The sequence below is a fragment of the Citrobacter sp. Cf072 genome (assembly GCF_030334485.1).
Classification (GTDB): Bacteria; Pseudomonadota; Gammaproteobacteria; order Enterobacterales; family Enterobacteriaceae; genus Citrobacter; species Citrobacter freundii.
Genome location: NZ_JAOWDX010000045.1, coordinates 917,562 through 933,340 on the forward strand (window position 1 = coordinate 917,562; position 15,779 = coordinate 933,340).

Here is a 15,779-nt window from a genome sequence, read left to right on the forward strand (position 1 = left end):
GATTATTCTTATTATTGTACTATTTTGATAACAATTTCAATGAGGATAGTATGATGCAAAACCAAGCAGAAGAAGCAAAAAAAATTTTAAAAACAGATGGTTACAGCGGGGCAAACTCGGTGTTATCTAGACTGATGGAAGAAGTTAGAAATGATAAAAACACAACGGTAGGTAGCCGTTATGATCGAGTCCATAATCGGCATAACCGTTAAATTTCTATGCTTGATACAATTTTAATCAAGACGGCCAGTAGGTGCAATTTGGATTGCACCTACTGCTATGTATATCGCGGGGCTGATACAAGCTGGCAGGATCAACCCTATAGGATGAATGATGCCACGATAGAAAAAGTGGTAGAAAGGATTACGGAATATAGTCTTTTGCAGGTAACTGGATTTGCCATAGTTTTACATGGAGGTGAACCACTTCTTTTGGGGGAAAGAAGACTTGAGACTTTATTATCAGGTTTAAGAAGAGGTTTAAATCCTCAAAAATACCCTATAAGTATACAAACCAATGGTGTTTTGATAACTGAGAAAATTTTGAACTTATGTTCAAAATATAGAGTAAGCATTTCGGTTAGTATTGACGGAACAAGAAAAGCTAATGATATCGCGAGGTTTACACGTGGTGGTAACAGTAGTTTTGAGGATGTAATTAATGGAATTGAAAAATTAAGCTCACACCAAGACCACACCTTCTTGTTTGCAGGGACATTATCAGTTATACAACCGAATATTCCTGCTGAGGATACATATCATTATCTGAAGAGTATAAACTCTCCAAGTATAGATTTTCTATTTCAGGATGGAAATTATGATAGGATGCCTTATGGAAAAAAAGATCTTCAAACTACTGAATATGGTGAGTGGTTAGCTAAAGTATTTGAACTCTATATGGAAGATAGCAATCCTGTACCGATAAAAATACTGGATGATATTCTCAAGATTTATTTGGGCGGTTCTCCAATAAAAGAAGGGAAAGGAAATAATGAGTTTGGTATTTTGATAATTGAATCTGATGGCGAGATTAGAAAGAATGATACACTGAGAGCATCATTTGAAGGTGTCGATTTTTTCAAAGGACGTCCGTCGGTACATAATACTTCATTAATGGATGTAGTAGAAAGTGAAGAATATATAATTTATACGAAATCATCTTCACCTTTATCAGCAGAATGCCAGTTGTGTGAATATAAAGATGTATGTGGTGGTGGAATGCCATTATATCGATGGAGTAAAACTAGGGGGTTTGATAACCCATCAATATATTGTGCGGATCATAAGATAGTGATTAGTACAGTTAAAAAATTCTTGCAGCGGTCTAAATTATTATGAGTTAAGGGGGGGGGATGTTAAAAAATCTATGGAAGAGTGAGATGGAAATTTTCCCATTTAATCATTTCTTTTGTAATTCCTGTATTAGTTCTAATGTCACCGAGGGTATTTTGCAATGGTTGATATCTACTAATTCTTGGAAAAGGGTTAATGAATATTTTTATGACCAGTATGAATTTAGTTTATATGATGCGAAATTACCAGATGAGATTCTTTTCCTCAAGGAAGATTTTTTTTGTGATGAATTGAAAAGTTTTATAGAAAATAAATTTGATGTGGTTCTGAAAAATAAAGTGGATATTGTTGCGCATAAATTAATATCAGGCGACAAAATAAAAATTCATAATGATTTTATTGAAGGGCAAGAGTCACATCGTATTTTGTTTCATTTTAATAAAAATTGGAAAGAAGAGAATGGTGGGTATTTTATGATCTTTTCTAAGGATGAGCCGGAATCCTTAGAAAAAATAATTCCTCCACTTCATGGTTCAGTTCAAGGATTCGAGATATCACAGAACTCACATCATGCGGTTAGTCAGGTATACGATTTTGAAAGATATACTGTAATTTACTCATTTTACAGGAAGGGAAATGAAAATATCTGATTTTATATGTTCTCCTTTAGGTTGGAATGAAAGCTCACCATTTTATTTGCGTGATAACTTTCTGTTATCACAAAATATAAATTCCGTAGATGATATATGCGTAGTAGATCCCGGCAGTAAAATAATGGGGATTGATTATTTAGTACCTAAGTTTTTGGATGAAATTGAGAAAGTAGATTGGGAAAAAATGGGATTAACTTTCTGCGACAAAAATGAATTTTCATTACCAGAATATGAAAGGTTATTGTCCAAAATTGAGTCTTTATTATATTTTTCAAAAAACATGCATAGTTCGATAAAGGCATTTGCAATTAACTTTCATCCATTATTATCTGAGTGTGAAGATTTTGATGTGAGTTTCAGTGATCCTTGTATACCATTCGATGTATTCACTAATGTTCCAAAATATGAAGAGAAATACGCTGCTGAAAGATTTGTTGAAGGGATTATTCATGAAACTCTGCATTTACAGTTAACAGCTATGGAACATTTATTACCTTTGTTCCATGATAAATTGTTAACTGATAATGTATTTTCCCCCTGGAAAGGAGAGGGCCGAAATGAACGCGGTTTACTACATGCAGTCTATGTTTTCTCAAATATTAAAATTTTTTGGTTGAAGGTTCATGCGCAATCTAAAAATATAAATGACTTTGCAGTAAAAAGGATTAATGAAATTCAAAAGGAATTATCAACGGCAGGACATATACTAAAAAGCGATGCATTAACTCCTGAAGGTAGAATGCTTGCCTGCTTGTGTTTATCATAACCACTCAACTATGATGCAAGGTCATAATTAATGGAGGTTCTTTGAGTGTGTTGAACTTTATTATAATTAATGGTGTCAATGCTCATGGTAAATATTATCAGTCTGTTTATTTTAATATCCAGAATAGAATGGATAGTGACAAAATAGTAGTATGTTTAAAAAAATGCAGTGCAGTATGATGTTTCAAAATTACTTGTTCGAGGAAAAGAAAAAATCTCCCTTTTTACTGTACTTTATTCAGTTAGGTACAACTTTGTCGAGTAGTTAACTTAGGGAAGGACAAGTTCTACAGCAGATTAAGAATAACTAACGGCCAACTATAGTACTTATCAAAAGCTTCAAATGCCCTGGAGACTGCCCATGTTTGAGAAGTACTGATCTGCTCCCCTTAAACGAATGCAGCATGATGTTAGGAACTTCCGCTCTTGGTACGGAACGGACACGGTAACTGGGTTGGCGGTCCGCTCTGAGCGAGGAGCGGACGGTTGTAGAATGCCTTAAAATTTACATATTTTTAACCAAAAAATCCCCATCTTCGAACCATCTCATGCTGTCAGATCATAATCTCGCTATAAAGAATCTATCCAAATTATTTTGAAGGGTGTGCCGTGGTTTTTTATTTTTTTATTTGAACAACACGAAGTCTGGTGTAACCTATTGAATCATACATAATGGTTTTTATTTTGGGGAATAACCAGTGCTTACAGAAAAGCAATTGCTTGAGCTTATTAAGGCATTACAGTCGTCAAATTTCACAACAGCAGAAATTATCTGGTTAAGTCTCGCCGTAGTTATCGCAGCTCTGGCAATGAGTTTCCTAGTTTCAATCGTTACAGAAAGGGCTAAAATTTCTGCAACTAATTCTAACTATGAAACACTACGGGAACAATTATCTATAAACACAGTTACTATTAAAGACATAGAGAAAAAAATAACATCTGAGTTATGGATCTCTCAACAGATCTGGCAAAAAAAATATGATATGTATGAATTCATCTATGCACAATTACTAGCAATTAAAAAATGGGCAGACAATGAGTTTCATATAATTGAACTTCATATGATTCCAGGATGGATAGCAAGCAGTCACCAGCCATATTTTAATGAGGAGCAAGAAAAACAATTTTACCAAGAAATTCAGCAGGCTCAAGCTGATATTGAGAACACAATGAATGATAAAGACGTCCAAAGTAAAAACAAAGAATTACAACAAAAATTAAGCATTGCAATGACATCGTTAACTGAAATATTAATAACAAGAACAATTCTTTTGAATGCTAATGTAACTATAAAATTAGAGGAGTTAATTAAAAACATTGGCTTCGATCCTTCTCCACTGGATTATGAAGAACCTGATGACTATGGACAAAGAATAAGATCGGCGATTGATAAAGCATTGAAAGAAATTAGAATAATTGCAATTTCTGATCTGGAGATTAAGCATCATGAAAGTTAATGCTTTGTAATGAGGAGTCGGAGAGCGGAGGTTTTAATCCTCTCGCTCAGGATAAAAATGAATAGTTACTTATTATGTTTTTTCAATAGTTAAACCAGATCGTTTAATATACTCATCTAACGAGCCAAGGGTGTCATGTATTTTCGCAACATGATAATTTAACAAGCTAATTTCTTTAGTTAGTAAATTAGGTGGAGGGATATTAGCTCTACCACCATCAACAGATACCAATAAAAATCTGTCTAAGAATGCCCCGTCGTAATAAAGCTCATACCAATATCCAGTTGCTCTGGGATCTGGATGATTGTTAGCCCAATCTTCTATAAAATTTTCACATTGAATTCCTTCATCAATGAACTTGGCTCGAATACGAAGGCGTGGGTCTTCTTTAAGGAACCGTTCGCTGGACCATTCCCTTGAAATCCCATGCCAATCTTGAGATGGTTCAGTTTTGGGAATGAAATTTAAGATTTCCTCATATGTCATATCTCTGACAGGTTTACGTTCTGGTAAAAAATATTCTGCTACCGATGGACTGGCTAAGAATAATGAACTAAGCATTCCCAGAGCAAATGCGATAGGTTCTATATCAAATCCTGACATCCAAAAAAAAGCTGCTATCAAAGCGGCCCCAAAAAAAACACCCCCAAAAACTCTAAGAGGATGTTGATATTGTTTTATCCATAACCAGATTGGTATTAAGTTAATTTTCATCTGCCATTCCAATTTATCTAACTCATTCAGAATTAAGGGCTGCAATTAAAAATAGACAATCATACTCACTGCGGAATTTAAATTTTGAGAGTACTATTATTCCATTTTATTTGCAATTAATTATACGTTATTCATTGAACAAATTTCCTTGCCCTAAGTTAACCATAATGTCCGCTCCTGGCACAAAGCGGACACTCATTCCCACATACAAAAATCAATGACATATCTCCTGTACAAGCTTTGCCCTTCCCTTGCCAAAAACCAAACCGTTTGCCCGGAGGCAGCGCTGGTGGAAATTACGGCGTGCTCTGACCCGCTATGATTCTGAAGCACGCTACAGTCTCATCATCTCTATCCATGTAACGGAGACCGGTGTCGATCTGTTGACGCCGGTACAGAGTAAAGTGGATACGCTTATCGCCAGTCAGATCGAAATAACATCATGAAAACAGCGATGCGTTTTGATCCGGCTCTGAACACATTCGCCTCTCTCACCGGGAATGCATCGCCACGGGTTTATTCACCACTGCTCCCGTATCACCTTTTTCACCTGGTAGAACACCCGCTGGCAGACTGACCAGAACGCTGGCCATGCGGACGATGAGCGGGATACAGTTTTGTCCTTCAGGATTTGCCCCATCTCGCCAGAATTGCTTTCTTGTTCCACGACGGCGGACACTGCAGTGCTCTCCATCGCGACAGGCGGAACCTCAAGCTCCAGTGAAAGCTGATTTTCAGCAGGAATGTTGTCGCCCTCTGCTGCTGTCTCATCCTTGAGTTTAATCCCCTGCGTTTCGAGCCAGGAGATATCCAGTTGCCAGGCATGACGAGATCGTGCCCGCCATACGTCAAAAGCTTCATCCACATAGTCAAATGCGCCCTGAAGAGACCAGCCGTTGACCAGAGCCAGATGAGCCACTGCTTCGTCCTTTTTACCCCGGAGCTCGCTGAACCCCATATGTTTGACTTCATGGCATGAAGGGCATAACGCGATGAGCCCTTTGAGGGTCTGATACTGATGGTCATCATCGTAATGCCAGATTTCATGGCACTCTACAGGCCATCGGGGCCCCTTTCCGCCGCAGACCTGGCATTTCCACCCTGCTGTTCTGGCCGTTTGTTGCCGTAACCGTTTCCAGTCCGTTGAAGATACCGCACTTCTGACGTTATCGAACCAGCATGTTCGGGGCACCAGCTCAATCGTCAGTCTTGGTGGGTAAAAGCTCACATCAGGTTCACCCTCCAGAGCCTTCAGCACTCCCTTTTGAAGATAATCCTGACAGACATCAGAAAGGTTATTTTTCCTGCACATCTCTGTAAGCCATTCTTCCGACCGGCTATCACGGATTTTACATACCATGTAGCGAAGCACTTCTTCATGGGGTAAAGGTACAGCCTGTTCAATATCAGGAAAAAGATCCACGAAGAAATCCTTTTGCAGAAGGCGTCTCATCTCATTATACGAAAGGCTTTGAGGTGATTAAATGTGGTAAAGTCGCGCTCTTCGTCCTTAGTCATCGTGCATTTAGTGCCAGTGAATGGCCAATTGGAGCACCCAACTGCAAGCTACAATAAATACCTGAAAAGACGTAAAAGCGAATGCGACAGTGTCTTGGTCAACTAAATTTGGCCTCAATACTGGCGGTATAACTGGTTAGGATTAAAAAAGTTGTAAAATTAGATAATCCTTAACTACATATAACATAGACTTTTACAGTTACCTCACCATCTTTTGAGTTTCTCACTCCCTCCAAATCTGCTATCAGGCCTGGTGCATTAGTTATGTAATGATTAGGATCGTATATTACGCACCATAGGTTCTTACAGCGGCTGTGTCGCCTGTAATGTTCAATATCGATGATAAGCTCATCACCTACTTTCCTAGCATGTGAGCGATCTCGTACAATTTTTGTTTCCAGCACCAATTCATGCACTGGAAGAAGGAAATCCATTCTGGTACTGGAGCCCGCATAGCTAGGGGTATACTCTTCCGGTCGTATATCCTGAATCCAGGGTCTCAACAGAGAGTGGAGTAAATCTTGCACGTCATACTCACTGTCAAACGTAAGAGGCTGGCTACCTCTTCTTCTATGCGTAAGAGGATGCATAGCTCGATGCAACCCTTTAACTAACCTTTCAAGCAGTACCTCAACTTTTGTAGGCATTACGGGTTGTTGTAGCGCTTGAATAGTTTCCTCATTGGGGATATCAGTGGAGGGGATTTGACCTAAAGGCAACACTCTCCCAAAGCGGTAATATCTAAGGCCGTTATCATGTAATACGGCTTCAATGTTGGCTTTCTTATCTTTCCACTCACTATATTTGTCGCTATTTTCTGAAGGTGGTGAATCCATGAATTCTTCAATGACGCTTCCCAAGACCGCCAAGCTATCCGTCTCAGGATCTTGTCCGGCTATGTAGAGCCAGTTCTTCCATCTGACACTATGAGTACCCTCAGGGTTGCCCGGTGCTCCTGCTGTTATAAAAAGATTTTCAAGTGCTGAATGTGACGCCGTGTTAGCTAACGTGTCGCCTACGGCTTTACATAATGATCTTGATAGGCGCATTAAACCTCCTGTTTAAATATGCAATTTATCATTATACCATTGACCTGCTCCCGGTTGATTAACTTAGTGTAGAGTGAATACGTCCGTTTCTGGCATACAGGAGACGTTCATGGGGACGTACCGCCAATTGCGTCCCACGGTCACCCGAACACGGGGAGCTCAACTCTGCTGGCACTGTTCAGAACTGGGGAAGTTCAGGCAACGTGAAATTCCCCGACTCTGGGCAGCACCAACGTCGATAACCTCCGTCTCAGGAGCTTCACTCCTTTCTTTTCTCGAAGATTTGTATAGTAGCCCCATCGCAACGACAAGGGGAAAACAAAATGAACAATCAACCAACCCGTCTCATCCGTCTACCAGAAGTCCTCGCTCGAACCGGCTACTGCAAGGCATGGATCTACCACCTGATTAGCGAAGGCCGCTTTCCGCAGCCGGTCAAGATTGGACTTCGCGCTATTGCCTTCGTTGAAAGTGAAGTCGAGGAATGGATTCAGTCTGTTATTGAAACAACCAGAAAAAATGTTGCCTGAGCGGGAGAGAGAAAATGAATATTGAATGCTTTGTAAGTGAGAATCATATGTGCAACCTTGGTGAGATGTTATTTAACGAGATTTTTGATCTCGATGCCATTGCTGAACTCGCTGATGACAAGTTTACCAGGGAAGCTGTTTATATGCTGAGCCAGTATCTTGTTGGAAACACGAACGGACCATTTAAAGCAATCAATAAGCTTGAATGCCATGAGCAAATTCATATTTATGAGATATGGATTTCAATTATTAAATCGGCTGATGAGTTAAGAACTCTATTCAAGGCAATACTTCAACATTGTATTGAATGAAATTATTAGTTGTAAAACAGATAGAAGTTTGTAGATATACTTAATAACTATCATAACCATTATAAGAGGTATTTAATATGAAAGCTAAGAAAACCAAAGGCAATAAATCCAAAACCAACGAATCCCAAATTATTACAATAAATAACAATAGCGTCATAGACGGAAAACTGATGTGTACTGTAATCATGCATGAAGACGATCTTAAAGCCTGTTTTGAGACACTTCCAGATAAATATGGAGAACCAATAGTAGGTGATTACACGGGAGTATTGATGAGCTTTTTGTGCAATTCGATCTGGTATGGGTTCGGTAATGGTATTGTTGATGTAGTTCTTGATGATGCAATTAGAGAGCAAGTAAAAAAACTTGAAGAACAAAATAAAGTGTAAAAAATAAAATAATTAACTACAAATATTTGACTTTTTAATTTACACAATATATATAAAATATCATATTAACTATGGTTGTGGGTGATATTGCCTAAATCAGGTTAATAGAAAAGAAATTATATATAGTTAATTCCAATGCGTAAATTAATTGGTGTGGCGGCACTAATGACAAGTGCCGTCACTATTTTAGTGTAAATTTTTTTGAAAATAAAAAATTAATATGTTAGAGATATATGTAGTTGTAAATAACAGGAGGTTTAATGAAAAAAACAAAAATAAATACATTTATCATGAGTAGCGGAGAAAGATATTGCCTGGTGCTTGATAAGGGAAATGGAATCCCTCTTTATTATCCAACCTTGTATATAACCACCCAAATCAGAAACAAAAGCGACTCAATATCAACAGTTGAATTGGTTGCTGGATCTATTTCATTATTTTGTAATTTCTTGTCTAAAAGAGATATCAATATTGAGGAAAGAATTCTTTCAGGAAAGTATCTGAGTATTCATGAAATAGATGCTTTAAGAGATTACTGCGAGAAGAAGAGCAGGTTAAAAAAGATTCTTCCATATAATGTGATAAAGGGAAGCGTTGTAAACAGTGCAACAAAACACTTCAGGCTAACCAGCATAGCAAACTATTTAAGTTGGTTAAGTCAGATACTTAAACAACATCAAGGAAGTATAAACGAATTTGTTGATAAGATCAGAGAGAGAAGACCAAAACTCAGAAGGCGAAGCCGTCAAGACCAACCAGACAAATCTCTTGATGGAAATCAGATTAATCATTTATTAGAAGTCATAAAATGTGGGTCGGCATTAAATCCATTCGATGAAAATCTTCAGATAAGAAACAGACTTATTATTCTGGTGCTTTATTCTTTGGGAATAAGATCGGGAGAGCTTCTTAATATTCGTATATCGGATATTAACTTTAGTGATTCCAGTCTGGCTATCCGTCGTCGGGCTGATGATAAGAACGATCCACGAGTTAAACAACCATTGGTTAAGACGATGGAAAGAAAACTACCTCTATCTTCGGCATTGGCAAAAGAATTGCACAACTACATTACCAGTGTCCGTAGGAAGTTTAAGAATGCCAGAAAACATGAGTACCTTTTCGTAACCCATAAGTCTGGCCCAACCCAAGGTATGCCTTTATCGAGCATGGCTTACCATAAAGTTATCGATAGCATCAGAAGTGTCATCCCTGAGCTTTGCAATCTTACGGGTCACAAACTCAGACATACCTGGAACTATGAATTCTCTAAAAAATTAGATGAGATGCCTGAGCGAGTGAGTGAGGCTGAACAAGAAAAAATGCGTTCTAATCTTATGGGATGGACTCCCGGTTCTGGAACTGCACAGATATATAACAAAAGATTTATTCAGGATAAATCACATAAAGTCGCAATAAAACTACAGGAAGATATTAATAAAAAAGGGGAGGTTGAATGAATTCAGTACATAAAGTGTTAATGAGTAAAGATCTTATTCCAGCTAAAATGGATGGGTATTATTTTTCACCACAAGAAGATGTATGGATACTTGACAGAAACAATAAGATAAATAAAAAAGCAGTTACTGATGTTCTTAACGACAATTTAAAAGAAGGATATCTAAATACAATTGCACTATTTGCGAGGGATTATAGCGCAAGTTTTGCCTCCAAGATACATGGAGCATTTCTTGCTTTTATAAAGGAAGAGCAATGCGTATATGTCAGTAAAGCTTCAGTTTTAAATTTCAGAAGCAAAAAGCATGTTAAGGATGAATTATTATTTCGCCTGAGGATATTTATCACTAAATGGTACTCTCTTGGCTACAATGGAATAGCTTCGGAAGCTGTACAGATAATGAAAACATGGAAACTTGTTAACGGAAAGCCTGGTGATGTCGTTAAAAGAAAAGATCCCATACAAGGTCCTTTGACTGATATTGAATTGCAAGAATTTAACGAGGGAGCAATGAGAGCGTATGAGAAAAAAGAAATATCTCTTTTTATGTTAACTATGGCACTTATTATCAGCCACACAGGTCGTAGACCCTTGCAGGTAACTCAGATGAAGATAACAGATATCCTTAAGGTTTCAAAAGAAGAGGATGAAATTTATTATCTTTTAAATATACCACGAATTAAACAAGGCTTAGGATTCAGAGAAGAGTTTCGAACGTTCAGAATCACCAAAGATCTATATGAACTGGTTTGTAAACAAGCCAAAGATTCTTTGGCAATGCTGTCTGAATTTATGGGTAGACAACTTACTACTGAAGAGAGTAAAGATGTGCCACTTTTTATTTCAAAAAATAAAATCGGATTCATTAATAAAAGTGTTAGTTTAGACTTTTATTTAAAAACTGATGTATTGCATCATTATAGAGGGAAATTAACAGAGGTTTTGAAAGTTGTCATCAAGAAGGAAAATGTCTACTCAGAAAGGACTGGGGAATCTTTACATATAAATGCCAGAAGGTTTCGTTATACGTTAGGAACACGAGCAGCAAGAGAAGGCTATGGAGAATTCATTATCGCAGAGCTACTTGATCACTCCACGATTAAGAGTGTAGGAGTCTATGTTCAGAATCATGTTGATAATGCTTATAAGATTGATAAAACTATGGGGCAGGCATTGACTGGAATATCATGCGTATTCAGAGGACAAGTAAAAAGAAAAGAAGATATTGAATACGACATAACTCCAGGTATAAAAATTAAAAATCATGATGGCGAAGACACTGGCAGTTGTCAGCAATGTTCCACATGTTCAGCTAATGTCCCCATTCCTTGTTATACATGTATGCATTTTACCCCCTGGCTGGATGGACCGCATGAAAAGGTTTATCAGTATTTGATTGGCGAAAGAGAGCGAATATACAGCATAACTAACGACAGAATTGTAACGGAATCGCTCGACAGAACGATCATTGCTGTAAAGAAAGTAATTAACCACTGCAACATAATGCGAAGCTCACACAAGGGGAATAAATCCATATGACCGATAGTAATGTATTATTCTTCAGGAAAAAGATTGATATAAATGCAGAGTTAAATCTGAAAGAGTTTATCCGATTTTGCAGATACGATCTTACCGCTTTAGGGAGTGATTTTAACTGGGAGTCTTACGAGTGGAGAGGTGTCGCTGTTTTTACCAAAATAAATGTGAAACGTAAGGTAAAAACAGATAAAGAACAATTACTCGATGAGGATTATATCGATTTTGCTAAAGCTTATATGAGATATCAGTCGGCTTTAACCAAAAGCAGATGGAAGCTGTCAGCTTCATTGACCATATTAAAAGTTGTCGAACAAACATTACTGATGGTCAATAAAAATGCAAATATCACCGGGGTCAGCATACCTGTTCTTGATGAAGCCATCCAAACCATCAAGAGTCTTTACAAAGAACATCCGGCCTATGATTATGGGCTGGAACTTCAGAAATTTGTGAAGTTCCTTGGTGAGAATGGTCTACTGATCGCGGGTGTCCTTTCATGGGTCAGCCCAATAAAACCACCGGAATCTGTTAACCGTGTGTCTAAAAAAGCAGATGAAGCAAGGTTAAGTAAACTTCCGGATGAAACGGCTTTGAATGCTATGGCAGAGATCTTCTCACTGCCTGATGAGGCATTGAGTTGCCGGGATATTTTTACTACTTCAATTTTTGCGCTCCTGATGTGTGCTCCCAGTCGGATATCGGAGATTTTGGCACTTCCCTGTGATTGCGAGATTACGGAAACAGACTCTAACGGGGTGGAAAGGTATGGGCTAAGGTTTTACTCCCTCAAGGGTTATGGTGCGGACATTAAATGGATTCCAGACGTTATGGTTCCCGTTGCCAGGAGGGCAATAGAAAGGTTAAAGAAACTTTCAAAAAATGCCCGTGAATTCGCACAGTGGGTGGAGGAGAATCCATCTACATTCTTCAGACGGGATAGCCTTCCTGAAACAGGCGAAAACGAAATATTAAAACCCTGGCAGATATGTGAAGGATTAGGATATAACCTTGAAAGAAAAAATGGGAATGTAAAGTTTTTATCTGGAGTGAGTTTTTATAATAGCCAGAAAAATTACACCATGAACTCATTATGGGAAGTTATCCTCTCCAGATTACCAGAAGGTTTTCCATGGTATGATAAAAACAAAGGCATAAAATACAGCAATGCACTTTGCCTGTTGAACACCCATCAACTGGAGAAAAGAAATGAAACTATCATTTACGAGTTACAGAAACCAACTAAAAATATTTTCATGATAGATATTTCTGAGAATAAGTATGAGGGGCTAAGGTTTGAAAACATATTTATCAGACATCGCTATATTGGCCCGGAAGGAAAAGCTCTGCATTTGAGAAGCCATCAGCCTCGTCATTTACTCAATACGATTGGACAGCGAAACGGGATGTCAGATCTCGACCTGGCGAAGTGGTCCGGGAGAGCACTGGTTACCCAAAACCCGGTTTACAACCACGTATCAGAAGATGAGATGCTCCGTAAGGCCGAGACACTGGATATCAGCACTATCGGCTCACAGGCCTTCATGATTGATTCCGTAGAGCCGAACCTTCCTGTTACTCCGGGTATGATCAATCTCTGGGAACATGGTGCAGTTCATGTCACCGAGTTTGGCTACTGTGTTCATGACTATATGATGAGCCCCTGCGACAAGTTCAGGGATTGTATAAACTGCAACGAGCAAGTTTGTGTGAAAGGCGAAGAAGAGAAGCTCCAGCGGCTCAGGGAAAGGCGCAATATGACAGAAGGGCTTCTCTCCAGAGCCAGGGAGTCAATGACGGAAGAAGAACTGGGTGCTGACCGATGGGTTCAGCATCATGCACTGACCCTTACTCGATTGAATGAATTGATCGCAATCCTTTCAAATAACGAAATACCAGACGGTTCACGTATAAAACCCGGTGGGGAAAGTTTCACTCAGCTTGGGCGAGTATTAAATAAATTAGAAAATCTCGAAAATAATGGGAATGATAAATATATAGAGTAAAACAGGAGAAGCATATGGCAAAACATCTTAACCGAAATGATATAGATACAATCATAAATACAATAATTGTTTGGGATAATGACAAAATTACATGGGATGAAATATGTAATGCTGTTGAACCATTAATCGGTAAAAAACCGACAAGACAATCTCTGAACATGAATAAAGATATTGTTGAAGCCTATCAGAACAGAAAGAAAGGTATCCGGGCTACGGATAATGAGGTCAGGAAACCTGCCAATCTGAAGATTGCTGCTGCGAGAATTGCAAATCTTGAGAAAAGAGTTCATCACCTCGAAGAACAGAATAAAAATTTAAAAGAACAGTTTGTGAAGTGGCAGTATAATGCTTATAAGCATGGAATGGAAGAACACCAGTTGAATGAAGATCTACCTACCATTGAGCGACATTGACTTGAGCAATCGGTACATCTGATAAAGTTAGTATAAATGTGTTAAATGTTGAGTTAATAGTTTTTGTCTATTGACAAATTAAATAAATTCGATAAGTTTATATATAGTCAGGATGACTATAACTATTTTTTGCAAGGATGCATTTTATGGACAAAATCAATATCAATCCAGACTTTACTCTGGAAGAGCAACTTATCATTATTGTCGATAAGTATATCTCAAAAAGATACCATCCCAGAGATAAAAGTTTCTCATATCAACTTTACCTAATTTTTGTGGGATACCATTTAAAATATTTCTATCCTAAAAGGATTTATTCCAAATCCAATCGTAATATTGATAACATAATGGCTATGTTTAGCTCGGTATACAAAAGTCTGACAAGCAATCTACTACAACGATTAAATAACAAACAAGGTGTTCTTAGAGAGCTAAACTCGCTTGTTAATTACATAGATAACAATCAGGAAAAAGCAGAAGAAATCTATGCTACTGTCAGAGCACAATATGAAATGAAAGTAATTGAGAAAGAGTTAATCCATGAAGCTCGCGTGAGAACCGTCAGATTATAGGCAATAAAAAGCCCCTATGCAGGGGCTAAAAGAGACTTCTCGATATAACTACTACTGAACTTCTTTCCAGACACCATCAGCTTTCACAAGCTTAACAGGCTTTGTCTGTTTCATATTGCTAATCGAGGCATCGACAATGCAGTTATAAACATTGTTTGCTTCTTCTGTGCAACTTACTTTCTTCACATAATCGATTCTTAAAAGATCTTTTTCGGGAATACTTGAGTTCAGAGCTTTCATACTTGCATTTGACCTGTCTACAACACTTTTAAAAACATTAAATATATCTTTTTCAGAAGGTTCTGAATTACAGGCTGTTAATAGAAAAGTAGAAAGGATAACTGCGAGAATTGAGTATGTTTTCATTTTCTTGTCCAGGAAACGATTAATTAAGAATGCCAGATTTTGTATTGTTATTATCAGTAGAGAATGTCCATTTGCTTACGGTTTCTCCATTGAAGTCGATTTCGAGAGTTTTAGACTGAGTCTGGGAACCGCCAGTTAGCAAACCGACAACAGGGATAAAAGTCGAGGCATTGAACTGATTGTTATACATGAAATATCTCCATTGCTCGTTGCCATCGTCAAGAGTCGTTCTGGTGTCAGGCTCACCAAGTTGAGCAAGTAGCTCTGCCTTAGTTGTTTTGTTTTTAATTATTTTTGATTGTAGACTCTGTGCCGTTTCATTTTTGATTTTTTGGTTGCCGGATGTAGAACAGCCAGAAATTGAAAATATTGCAATAAAAAAGGATGTAATAATAAATTTATTCATTTTATCTTCCTTATTATATTTGGACAGGGTTAGCTTTTATGTGTAAAAACGGCTCTGTGTGCAAATTTTTTACGTAAATAAAATTTTAAAGAAATTGCTGACGCAAAATAGATAACGACAGTTAATATAAAATTTTGACTGATAGCGAATATAAGAAAAGCAATCGCTAACAGCACAATTCCTATTAGTAAAGCTAACCAGGCTGAAACGGCTCCATATCTAATAGTTGAATGACAGCCAGTGCAGACACGGACACCAAACGGACTCTCCTGAAAGCAGAACGGGCACTTAATTGTTTCGTTTTTCATAGCAACCCCAGGGTGGAAGATTTACTGCGTGTTTG

20 protein-coding genes are annotated in these 15,779 nt (G+C 37.9%); 14 read left to right on the forward strand and 6 right to left on the reverse strand.

What is annotated here, in order from left to right; translation table 11 throughout:
- Positions 1-50: 50 nt before the first annotated feature.
- From yhhA to OGX66_RS16700, 5 genes are all read left to right on the forward strand, one after another.
- A complete protein-coding gene (gene yhhA / locus OGX66_RS16680) occupies positions 51-212 on the forward strand; it encodes a YhhA family cyclophane-containing RiPP (protein ID WP_072025379.1) in 162 nt (53 codons plus the stop codon).
- Positions 213-218: 6 nt separating this feature from the next.
- Positions 219-1,337: a cyclophane-forming radical SAM/SPASM peptide maturase YhhB gene (gene yhhB, locus OGX66_RS16685; RefSeq protein ID WP_072025380.1), complete on the forward strand. Its 1,119-nt coding sequence runs from the start codon at positions 219-221 to the stop codon at positions 1,335-1,337.
- Positions 1,338-1,351: 14 nt separating this feature from the next.
- The gene (yhhC, locus tag OGX66_RS16690; protein ID WP_045404653.1) at positions 1,352-1,942 is read left to right on the forward strand and encodes a cyclophane-containing peptide 2OG-Fe(II) oxygenase YhhC; all 591 of its coding nucleotides are present in this window, start codon (positions 1,352-1,354) and stop codon (positions 1,940-1,942) included.
- Positions 1,929-2,711 carry an aKG-HExxH-type peptide beta-hydroxylase gene (locus OGX66_RS16695; RefSeq protein WP_233424262.1) on the forward strand — a complete coding sequence of 261 codons (783 nt, stop codon included), beginning with the start codon at positions 1,929-1,931 and terminating at the stop codon, positions 2,709-2,711. Before yhhC ends, OGX66_RS16695 begins: the two co-directional genes overlap by 14 nt.
- Before the next feature lie 697 nt (positions 2,712-3,408).
- On the forward strand, positions 3,409-4,167 hold the full coding sequence (locus OGX66_RS16700) for a hypothetical protein (protein ID WP_237184699.1): 759 nt from the start codon (positions 3,409-3,411) through the stop codon (positions 4,165-4,167).
- 72 nt (positions 4,168-4,239) lie between these two features.
- Here OGX66_RS16700 and OGX66_RS16705 read toward each other — a convergent pair whose 3' ends face one another.
- Positions 4,240-4,881 carry a hypothetical protein gene (locus OGX66_RS16705; protein WP_237184698.1) on the reverse strand — a complete coding sequence of 214 codons (642 nt, stop codon included), beginning with the start codon at positions 4,879-4,881 and terminating at the stop codon, positions 4,240-4,242.
- 251 nt (positions 4,882-5,132) lie between these two features.
- On the opposite strand from OGX66_RS16705, the gene OGX66_RS16710 reads away from it, so the two are divergent.
- The gene (locus tag OGX66_RS16710; protein WP_286511838.1) at positions 5,133-5,327 is read left to right on the forward strand and encodes a hypothetical protein; all 195 of its coding nucleotides are present in this window, start codon (positions 5,133-5,135) and stop codon (positions 5,325-5,327) included.
- A gap of 74 nt (positions 5,328-5,401) precedes the next feature.
- Here the strand turns inward: OGX66_RS16710 and OGX66_RS16715 are convergent, their stop codons facing one another.
- Both OGX66_RS16715 and OGX66_RS16720 read right to left on the reverse strand, forming a co-directional pair.
- Positions 5,402-5,800 (reverse strand): hypothetical protein, encoded by a 399-nt coding sequence (locus tag OGX66_RS16715; protein WP_286511840.1) that lies wholly within the window; start codon positions 5,798-5,800, stop codon positions 5,402-5,404.
- 769 nt (positions 5,801-6,569) lie between these two features.
- The gene (locus tag OGX66_RS16720; RefSeq protein WP_237184696.1) at positions 6,570-7,448 is read right to left on the reverse strand and encodes a PD-(D/E)XK nuclease domain-containing protein; all 879 of its coding nucleotides are present in this window, start codon (positions 7,446-7,448) and stop codon (positions 6,570-6,572) included.
- Between the two features lie 323 nt (positions 7,449-7,771).
- Between OGX66_RS16720 and OGX66_RS16725 the strand changes: the two genes are divergently transcribed.
- From OGX66_RS16725 to OGX66_RS16760, 8 genes are all read left to right on the forward strand, one after another.
- Positions 7,772-7,978, forward strand: coding sequence for a helix-turn-helix transcriptional regulator (locus OGX66_RS16725; RefSeq protein WP_237184695.1), 207 nt, complete (start codon positions 7,772-7,774; stop codon positions 7,976-7,978).
- Between the two features lie 14 nt (positions 7,979-7,992).
- Entirely contained in the window at positions 7,993-8,289 is a 297-nt protein-coding gene (locus OGX66_RS16730) for a hypothetical protein (protein WP_080845141.1), read from the forward strand.
- Positions 8,290-8,366: 77 nt separating this feature from the next.
- Complete coding sequence (locus OGX66_RS16735; protein ID WP_237184693.1) at positions 8,367-8,678, forward strand: hypothetical protein; 312 nt, start codon at positions 8,367-8,369, stop codon at positions 8,676-8,678.
- A gap of 260 nt (positions 8,679-8,938) precedes the next feature.
- The gene (locus OGX66_RS16740) at positions 8,939-10,138 is read left to right on the forward strand and encodes a tyrosine-type recombinase/integrase (RefSeq protein WP_237184692.1); all 1,200 of its coding nucleotides are present in this window, start codon (positions 8,939-8,941) and stop codon (positions 10,136-10,138) included.
- Positions 10,135-11,676: a site-specific integrase gene (locus tag OGX66_RS16745; RefSeq protein WP_286511846.1), complete on the forward strand. Its 1,542-nt coding sequence runs from the start codon at positions 10,135-10,137 to the stop codon at positions 11,674-11,676. The genes OGX66_RS16740 and OGX66_RS16745 overlap by 4 nt, the downstream gene beginning before the upstream one ends.
- Positions 11,673-13,679, forward strand: coding sequence for an integrase (locus tag OGX66_RS16750; RefSeq protein ID WP_237184690.1), 2,007 nt, complete (start codon positions 11,673-11,675; stop codon positions 13,677-13,679). Before OGX66_RS16745 ends, OGX66_RS16750 begins: the two co-directional genes overlap by 4 nt.
- 14 nt (positions 13,680-13,693) lie before the next feature.
- Positions 13,694-14,092: a hypothetical protein gene (locus tag OGX66_RS16755; RefSeq protein WP_102601108.1), complete on the forward strand. Its 399-nt coding sequence runs from the start codon at positions 13,694-13,696 to the stop codon at positions 14,090-14,092.
- Between the two features lie 146 nt (positions 14,093-14,238).
- Entirely contained in the window at positions 14,239-14,664 is a 426-nt protein-coding gene (locus OGX66_RS16760; RefSeq protein ID WP_102601109.1) for a hypothetical protein, read from the forward strand.
- 51 nt (positions 14,665-14,715) lie between these two features.
- On the opposite strand, the gene OGX66_RS16765 is transcribed toward OGX66_RS16760, so the two are convergent.
- Genes OGX66_RS16765 through OGX66_RS16775 form a run of 3 tightly spaced genes read right to left on the reverse strand, consistent with a single transcriptional unit; the run spans position 14,716 to position 15,744 of the window.
- The gene (locus OGX66_RS16765; protein ID WP_080845151.1) at positions 14,716-15,030 is read right to left on the reverse strand and encodes a cell wall-binding protein; all 315 of its coding nucleotides are present in this window, start codon (positions 15,028-15,030) and stop codon (positions 14,716-14,718) included.
- A 19-nt stretch (positions 15,031-15,049) separates the two neighbouring features.
- The gene (locus OGX66_RS16770) at positions 15,050-15,436 is read right to left on the reverse strand and encodes an SEN1984 family lipoprotein (RefSeq protein WP_080845153.1); all 387 of its coding nucleotides are present in this window, start codon (positions 15,434-15,436) and stop codon (positions 15,050-15,052) included.
- A 29-nt stretch (positions 15,437-15,465) separates the two neighbouring features.
- Complete coding sequence (locus tag OGX66_RS16775; RefSeq protein ID WP_080845154.1) at positions 15,466-15,744, reverse strand: hypothetical protein; 279 nt, start codon at positions 15,742-15,744, stop codon at positions 15,466-15,468.
- Positions 15,745-15,779 lie beyond the last annotated feature (35 nt).

Excerpts from the sequence above, each read along its gene's own strand:
- yhhA (WP_072025379.1), top strand. The coding sequence starts at position 51 with ATGATGCAAAACCAAGCAGAAGAAGCAAAAAAAATTTTAAAAACAGAT.
- yhhB (WP_072025380.1), top strand. The coding sequence starts at position 219 with ATGCTTGATACAATTTTAATCAAGACGGCCAGTAGGTGCAATTTGGAT.
- yhhC (WP_045404653.1), top strand. The coding sequence starts at position 1,352 with ATGTTAAAAAATCTATGGAAGAGTGAGATGGAAATTTTCCCATTTAAT.
- OGX66_RS16695 (WP_233424262.1), top strand. The coding sequence starts at position 1,929 with ATGAAAATATCTGATTTTATATGTTCTCCTTTAGGTTGGAATGAAAGC.
- OGX66_RS16705 (WP_237184698.1), bottom strand. The coding sequence starts at position 4,881 with ATGAAAATTAACTTAATACCAATCTGGTTATGGATAAAACAATATCAA.
- OGX66_RS16720 (WP_237184696.1), bottom strand. The coding sequence starts at position 7,448 with ATGCGCCTATCAAGATCATTATGTAAAGCCGTAGGCGACACGTTAGCT.
- OGX66_RS16725 (WP_237184695.1), top strand. The coding sequence starts at position 7,772 with ATGAACAATCAACCAACCCGTCTCATCCGTCTACCAGAAGTCCTCGCT.
- OGX66_RS16730 (WP_080845141.1), top strand. The coding sequence starts at position 7,993 with ATGAATATTGAATGCTTTGTAAGTGAGAATCATATGTGCAACCTTGGT.
- OGX66_RS16735 (WP_237184693.1), top strand. The coding sequence starts at position 8,367 with ATGAAAGCTAAGAAAACCAAAGGCAATAAATCCAAAACCAACGAATCC.
- OGX66_RS16740 (WP_237184692.1), top strand. The coding sequence starts at position 8,939 with ATGAAAAAAACAAAAATAAATACATTTATCATGAGTAGCGGAGAAAGA.
- OGX66_RS16745 (WP_286511846.1), top strand. The coding sequence starts at position 10,135 with ATGAATTCAGTACATAAAGTGTTAATGAGTAAAGATCTTATTCCAGCT.
- OGX66_RS16750 (WP_237184690.1), top strand. The coding sequence starts at position 11,673 with ATGACCGATAGTAATGTATTATTCTTCAGGAAAAAGATTGATATAAAT.
- OGX66_RS16755 (WP_102601108.1), top strand. The coding sequence starts at position 13,694 with ATGGCAAAACATCTTAACCGAAATGATATAGATACAATCATAAATACA.
- OGX66_RS16760 (WP_102601109.1), top strand. The coding sequence starts at position 14,239 with ATGGACAAAATCAATATCAATCCAGACTTTACTCTGGAAGAGCAACTT.
- OGX66_RS16765 (WP_080845151.1), bottom strand. The coding sequence starts at position 15,030 with ATGAAAACATACTCAATTCTCGCAGTTATCCTTTCTACTTTTCTATTA.
- OGX66_RS16770 (WP_080845153.1), bottom strand. The coding sequence starts at position 15,436 with ATGAATAAATTTATTATTACATCCTTTTTTATTGCAATATTTTCAATT.
- OGX66_RS16775 (WP_080845154.1), bottom strand. The coding sequence starts at position 15,744 with ATGAAAAACGAAACAATTAAGTGCCCGTTCTGCTTTCAGGAGAGTCCG.